The organism is Aeromicrobium piscarium, assembly GCF_007421815.1.
GTDB lineage: Bacteria > Actinomycetota > Actinomycetes > Propionibacteriales > Nocardioidaceae > Aeromicrobium > Aeromicrobium piscarium.
This window is the reverse complement of the sequence record NZ_VLNT01000014.1, coordinates 65,933-72,476: the sequence shown is the minus strand read 5'-3', so window position 1 is coordinate 72,476 and position 6,544 is coordinate 65,933. Positions and strand designations below refer to the sequence as shown.

Genomic DNA, 6,544 nt, shown 5'->3' with positions numbered 1-6,544 from the left:
TCTCGAAGAAAGACATCATCCGCTGCCTCAAACGACTCATCGCCCGCGAGATCTACTACGTCCTCACCGCTGACCACGTCGAGCCCAGACGCCTCACCCTCGCCGCTTGACATCCATAGGAGCATCCTCACACGGTCCAGACGGCGAGGGGCACGGTGAGCGCGCAGGTCACGGCGCCCAGCAGCACGAAGCGCCCCCACGGGATGCGGACCCCGGCGGCCTCGAGGCGCTGGTGCCAGAGCAGGGTCGCCAGCGACGCCCACGGGGTGATGAGCGGTCCGGCGTTCACCCCGACGAGCAGAGCGACGAGGGATGTGCGGTCCGTGGCGATCGGCTCGAGGGCCAGGTAGGCCGGAAGGTTGTTGAGGAGATTGGCTCCCACGGCGCCGGACATCGCCGCGCCGATGGTCGACGAGGTCGCGAGGCCATCGAGGCGATCGGCGGGAATCGCCCGCACCAGCGCCTCCATCGCCACGAACAGACCGCCGGCGAACAGCAGCAGAGGCCAGGGGACGAGGGAGGGGCGCACGCTTCGCCGGTCGCCGCGGACGAGGGCGATGAGCGCGAGGGCGAGGGCGGCGATCGTGGCGGGGATCCACGGCGCCACGCCGGAGACCAGGGCAGGCAACAGCACCACCAGGACCACGCAGGACCAGCGACGACGCGTCCGGTCGGTCGTCTCCGCCGGGACCGCCGGACGATAACGCTGTCGGAGGGTCCGGGCGAAGACGGCGGCGATGACCGCCATGGGCACGAGGATCGCGACGAGCGCCGGTCGCCAGGTGAGCTCGGCGAACTCCCACGGCGTCGGGTCCCCGAGGCGCTGGTGGGCCAGGAGATTGGTCAGGTTGGAGACCGGCAGCAGCAGTGACCCGGTGTTGGCGAGCCAGACGGTCGTGAAGGCGAAGGGCAGCGGATCGAGGCCGAGCCGCCGGGCGGCGAGAACGACCACGGGTGTGAGGAGCACGGCGGTGGTGTCGAGCGAGAGGAAGATCGTGGCCACGACGGCCAGGGCCGCGAAGACGAGCCACAGCACCCACACCCGGCCGCGGCCCAGGCGCTCGGCCCGGTGCACGAGCATCGCGAAGACACCGGCTCGGTCGGCCAGCTCCGCGACGACGCTGATCGCGGCGACGAAGCCCAGTACCGGAGCAGTGCGAGCACCGAGGGCCCGAAGGTCATCGGCGCTCAGGGCACCGGCCGCGAAGGCCGCGAGTCCGACGACCAGGAGCACGGCTCCGACGACGGTCATCGACCGCTGCACTGCCCCCATCTCCCACCTCCGAGCACACGGTAGCCCCCGCCCCGAGGGCTCTCAGCCGCGCAGCTGACGCAGGTCGCGGCGGTTGCGCATGCCGAGCTTGGCGAGCGCGGTGCTCATATGGTGCTCCACCGTCTTCACCGACAGGTGGAGGGTCTGGGCGATCTCGGAGTTCATCAGTCCGTCGGCGGCGAGGGTCACGCACTCGGTCTCCCGGCGGGTGAGTCGAGCCTCCGGTGGCACCGTGAGTCCCCGGGCCGAGGCGCGTTCGTCGACGACTCCCAGGCGCAGTCGCAGGTTGGCCGCCCGCCGCCCGAGGGTGACGGCGTCCCTGGCGCCGAGCTCGACCAGCAGATCGAGGAGATCGAGCGTGGCCAGCGGAAAGTCGTTCTCGGAGCTGGCCGTGAGTGCCCGACGGGCCTGCGCGAGGGCGGTGTCGGAGGAGGCACCCGATGCCAACCGCGCGGTGAGCGTGTCGGGATAGAGGAACAGCGGTGTCCAGTCGGGGGTCCGGGCGAGGAAACGCCGGACCGCGGCGGTGTCACCGGTGGCCAGCGACGCCTCCGCCCGCAGGGAGAGCCACCAGGTCGCCCCGACGGCTTCGGTGAGGTCGCCGATGACCGGGGTGTCGAGCGGCTGCAGCGCATCGAGTATGCCCGGAGCATCTCCCCGCCAGCGGGAGCAGACTGCCGCCGCGACCGCCACGCAGAACACCGTCTCGGGCATGACCCGCTCTCCGACGAAGCGCTGTGCCTCGCCGAGGTGGTGCCCGGTGTCGTCCCAGCGTCCGGCGGCGGCCGCCACCACGGCCAGTGTCGCGTGGGCGATCGGATCGAAGGTGCGATGGCCGAGATCAGCCGAATGGGAGAGCGCGTGCTCGGCGTGGGCGCGAGCCTGGGAGTAACGCCCTCCCAGCATCGCCACGAAACCACTCCAGGTCGCGGCCAGGATCCCCGGGATCGGGGCGTCCGCGGCACGGGCCGCCTGAGCCGCCTCGGCGAAGTGCCGGCCGGCGCCGCGCCAGTCGCCCGCGAGCGCGGACATCTGCCCGAGCAGATTGAACGCCGAGGCGCGTTCGGGGCGTCCGGGGGGCGTCCGACGCAGCGGCTCGATGCGCGTCCGTGCCGACTCACGATTTCCGAGGAGCCAGTGCGCGTAGGCCTCGAACAGCCGCAGCCGACCGGCCATCGCGAGAGCCGACTCGTCGTCCACGCCGCACTGCTCGCGCACCGCCAGGACGGTGGCGACATCGCCGACCATCCAGGCCGCCTCGGCCCGGCACACGGCCCAGTGCAGGCGGAGCCGCGGTTCGCCGGGCTCGCCGAAGCGCTCGACGGCCTGCCGCCAGCGCACCATGGACCGCTCCAAGGGTGTCCGCAGGAACTCCAGTTGGAACAGCAACAGTTCGCGTTCGAGGCCATCCTCGGCCGCCCGCACCACCTCGGCGGCATCGGCCATGACGCCGGGGTGATCGCTCAGGACAGCGCACGCACCCGCCCGCAGGTGCGCATAGGGCGGAGGGTCGTCCGATGCCGCCAGCGCGATCCAGCGCGTGGCAGCCTCCCGGAACGAGCCCTGCTCGCGCGCCAGAGCGGCGAGTCGCAGGGCCTCAGAACGGCGGGTAGGCGTCCTCGTCACCACGCGCTCGACGATATCGCGGGTTCAACCCTTACCCGGCTCTCCGCCAGAGCCGCCACAGTGAAACGTCGTCTTCCATCCACGTGCTGAGCCTACGCATTGTCGAGTTCCCATGAGCCTTCTTCCTGCCACTCTCGTGTCGTCCGCCGAGCGGGTCTGCACGGTCGCGGTTCCGTCGCGGCCGGGCGGGCCCACGGGCGAGGTGCCCGTGACGGGCGTCATCCCGGGGACCGGAGCCGGGGTCGTCGCCGTCCTGCTGATCGTCGCGGGCGCGCTGATCGTCTTCGGCCTCCTGCTGCGGCGGCGAGGACGACGCGATCGTCTCGCCGCGCTGGCGCTCGTCCCGGTGGCCGTCCTCACCTCGACCCTTCTGACGCCGCCCACGCCGGCCTCGGCGGCGGGGTGCGACCTGATCACCACCTCCGGCATCGAGCGGCCCGCTGCCCAGGGTCTCCTTCCGGGGCAGCGGGCGACGGTCCTCCAGTACGAGGTCCGCAACGTCAGTGAGGTGCCGATCGCGCTCGAGGTGGGCACCGAGCTGACGTCTGGGGACGACCTGGCCGGTCAGCTGGAGACCGAGGTCGTGGTCGCCGGGGTTGCCGGAGACCGAGCGCCCCTGACCTCCGGCCCGGCCGCGCCGACCTCACGTCTCGCCCCCGGCGAGCGGGTCGCCATCAGCTACACCGTCGTCGTCGCTGAGGACAGCGATCTGACGGGGGCCGTCGCCACCTTCGATTCCCTCCTCACCGCGCGATCGCGGTGAGTCGTCCTCTTCACCCATCACGAAAGGCACCGTCATGTATCCCTCCATCTCCCCGCCGACCAGCTCAGGCATCCGCTCGGATCGTCGCCGGCGCGTCGCGCTCGCAACCGGCGCTGCCGGCCTCATGGCCGTCGTGGTCGCCGGCGGCTACCTCGCGACCTCAGCCTGGTTCCAGGACACCGAGACCGTCACGGGCAACGCCGTCAGCACGGGCACGCTGTCGATCGGCGAGCGCACCGGCCTGCCGCTCCAGGTCGAAGGACTGCTGCCCGGTCAGAGCGTCGACCGCTCCTTCACGTTCACCAACGACGGCAGCGCGGACTTCACCTACTCGATCTCGCTCAAGAATGTCGTCACCGGCTCAGGTCGCACGCTGACGCACGCGCAGATTGAGGCAGTGAGGAAGTCGATCACCATCGACCTGAGCTCGGCCGGCGAACATGCCGGGGGCACCCTCGAGGAACGACCGAGGCTCATCGGCGTCGGCGATGTCGAGCCCGGGGACGAGGCGAAGGTCGACGTCAAGGTCGGATTGAGCGGTCCGGACGCGACCGACGATGCCCAGGGCTTCTACGCGACCTTCGATGTCGAGATCGTCGCCGACCAGAAGCGTTGACGAACCGAGGACTCGTCGTGAGTGACGTGGGTCCGCCGAGAGAATGGTGAGCAGGATGAACGAGTCGCGTGCGCTTCGCGCAGGTGCGCGGGCCGGGGTGGTACTGGTGGCGCTGCTCTGCGCGCTCGCTGGCGCCATGACATCGACCGGCGCCTGGTTCACCGCGCGGGCGGTCGACTCGGGTCACCGCGTCGGCACCGCCGTGCTCCAGCCGGTGCTCGCGCAGACCAGCGTCGGTGCCGATCTCGGGGTCACGCTGAACTGGCCGGCCGGGCCGACGGCTGGTGAGACGCCCCGCTTCCTGGTGTCGCGCGAGATCGAAGGGGAGCCGTGGACGCGGGTACCGATCTATCACGGGACCGGCACGACCGTGACCGACCGCGGCAGCGATCCGGCGGATCTGGCCGATGGGGAGGGAGGAGGGTTCTCGAAGGTGGCGGCGGGCAACAACCACTCCTGCGCGATCGCCCACGACAAGGCGTACTGCTGGGGTCGCAACGAGTCCGGCCAGCTCGGCGACGGCACGACCACCGGCAGCCAGCGCCCGGTCCCGGTGGTGAGGACGGTGATGTTCGGACGGGTCACCGATATCTCGGTCGGCTTCGCGCACACCTGCGCGATCGCCGATGGCGCGGCGTACTGCTGGGGCAACAACAATGACGGACGACTCGGCAACGGTAGTTGGAACTGGGTGCCGAGCCAGGTCCCGGTCCGGGTTGAGATTCCTGGCGAGGTCACTGAGATCTCGGCCGGGTATCGCGCCACCTGTGCGATCGCCGATGGAGAGGGGTACTGCTGGGGTTCGGCCGTCTCGGGTCAGCTCGGCAACGGCCAGATCGGCAAGGACCCGTGGGGGAGCGAACAGCACAGCACGACCCCACAGCGGGTGAAGGGCGGCCTGGTGCCGGCGGGCGCGCGCTTCACCTCGATCTCGACCGGCACGGCTCACTCCTGCGGTGTCGCGGACTTTCGTGTCTACTGCTGGGGGTCAGGGGTAGACGGCCAGCTGGGTGCGCCGGGGGTCAGCGGCAGCGCGGTGCCGGTGACCGTCTTCAGTCTGCTCGGTCCCGTGACCGAGATCGCCACCGGGCGGAGATCGACCTGTGCCATCTCGACACTGTCGATCTACTGCTGGGGGACCGGCGGACCGGTTCCCGGTACGGCCTCGTCGTGGCCGACCAGTGTGTCGAGCACCTTGTTCCAGCGGGGGGCATCCTCGCTGGAGATGGGACGGGTGGACGAGGGCCCGGTAAGCAATGACCACGCCTGCGTGATCGCTTCGAGATCCGTCGTCTGCTGGGGTGACAACGTGAATGGCGTGCTGGGGCGCGGAACACCGGGCAGGCGTTCCACGACGCCGGAACCGGTCGACGCCGAACTGGGCATCCCGTGGAGTGTGGCCACCGGAGGTAAGCACACCTGCGTCATGAAGGAGAGCGAGGTGCGGTGCTGGGGGTCGGCCGATTGCGGCGGACTGGGCGACGGCACCGGACAGTCGAGTTCTACGCCCGTCAGCATCGCGCCGATCCGGGACTGGACCTGCCCATCCGGGGCCCTGCTGCAAGCGGTGGTCGCGCCCGCGACGCAGCCGACCTGCTCGTTCGCGCCGGATACCCGTCTCGTCTACCGGGTCGATCAGACGGTGGGCCGGTGGACGGCGCCGACGGGTATCACCGGGGTGAAGGTCGTGGCGCCATCGTGAGACTGTTCCGGTGGTCGATGATCACGCTGATCGTGGCCGTCCTCGTTCTTCCCGTAGCGGTGCCGTCGCTGACGGGGACGCGGTGGATCGTGGTGACGGGGGGATCGATGGAGCCGACATTGTCACCGGCGATGTCCTGGTGACCCGCTCGGTCGACGACGCGACATCGCTGCGGGTCGGGGACATCGTCACGATCGAGGACGCCGACGGCCTCTACACCCACCGCGTGGTGGAGCTCGGACCGGAGACCGTCCGCACGCAGGGCGATGCGAACGAGACCCCGGACGCCGAAGCGGTGCCACGGGACGCGGTCGTCGCGCACACCGTGGGACACCTCGCGAGTCCGTGGTCCACGGTGGTGACCTCGACCCGGCCCCTGGCCGCCCGGCTCCTGCTGGCGGGGCTGCTCGTCGCGCTGGTCGCGCCGTCGTGGGGGCGAGTTTCGCGACGAGGGCAGGCCGTCGATCGGTAGAGTGCCGGGCATGCCGTCGACGGTCCGGTGGCCGGGCAGTGCCAGTGGCGGTACGTCAGCAACGTTACCCGGACCGGATTCGGTTGATGAGG

Annotated in this window: 7 protein-coding genes; 5 read left to right on the top strand and 2 right to left on the bottom strand. The window is 70.7% G+C overall.

Annotated elements, in window-relative coordinates:
• Window positions 1-127: 127 nt before the first annotated feature.
• Both FNM00_RS14685 and FNM00_RS19270 read right to left on the bottom strand, forming a co-directional pair.
• The gene (locus FNM00_RS14685; RefSeq protein ID WP_221933756.1) at window positions 128-1,252 is read right to left on the bottom strand and encodes an ArsB/NhaD family transporter; all 1,125 of its coding nucleotides are present in this window, start codon (window positions 1,250-1,252) and stop codon (window positions 128-130) included.
• 63 nt (window positions 1,253-1,315) lie between these two features.
• Window positions 1,316-2,899, bottom strand: coding sequence for a helix-turn-helix transcriptional regulator (locus FNM00_RS19270; protein ID WP_143914301.1), 1,584 nt, complete (start codon window positions 2,897-2,899; stop codon window positions 1,316-1,318).
• Window positions 2,900-3,011: 112 nt separating this feature from the next.
• On the opposite strand from FNM00_RS19270, the gene FNM00_RS18870 reads away from it, so the two are divergent.
• Genes FNM00_RS18870 through FNM00_RS14665 form a run of 5 tightly spaced genes read left to right on the top strand, consistent with a single transcriptional unit; the run spans window position 3,012 to window position 6,452 of the window.
• On the top strand, window positions 3,012-3,662 hold the full coding sequence (locus tag FNM00_RS18870) for a hypothetical protein (RefSeq protein ID WP_185973172.1): 651 nt from the start codon (window positions 3,012-3,014) through the stop codon (window positions 3,660-3,662).
• Window positions 3,663-3,696: 34 nt separating this feature from the next.
• Complete coding sequence (locus FNM00_RS14675; RefSeq protein ID WP_143914300.1) at window positions 3,697-4,278, top strand: TasA family protein; 582 nt, start codon at window positions 3,697-3,699, stop codon at window positions 4,276-4,278.
• A gap of 55 nt (window positions 4,279-4,333) precedes the next feature.
• Entirely contained in the window at window positions 4,334-5,980 is a 1,647-nt protein-coding gene (locus FNM00_RS14670) for an RCC1 domain-containing protein (RefSeq protein ID WP_185973171.1), read from the top strand.
• A 17-nt stretch (window positions 5,981-5,997) separates the two neighbouring features.
• Window positions 5,998-6,123 (top strand): hypothetical protein, encoded by a 126-nt coding sequence (locus FNM00_RS19445; RefSeq protein WP_281281130.1) that lies wholly within the window; start codon window positions 5,998-6,000, stop codon window positions 6,121-6,123.
• The gene (locus FNM00_RS14665) at window positions 6,120-6,452 is read left to right on the top strand and encodes a S24/S26 family peptidase (RefSeq protein ID WP_143914298.1); all 333 of its coding nucleotides are present in this window, start codon (window positions 6,120-6,122) and stop codon (window positions 6,450-6,452) included. Before FNM00_RS19445 ends, FNM00_RS14665 begins: the two co-directional genes overlap by 4 nt.
• The last annotated feature ends 92 nt before the right edge of the window (window positions 6,453-6,544 follow it).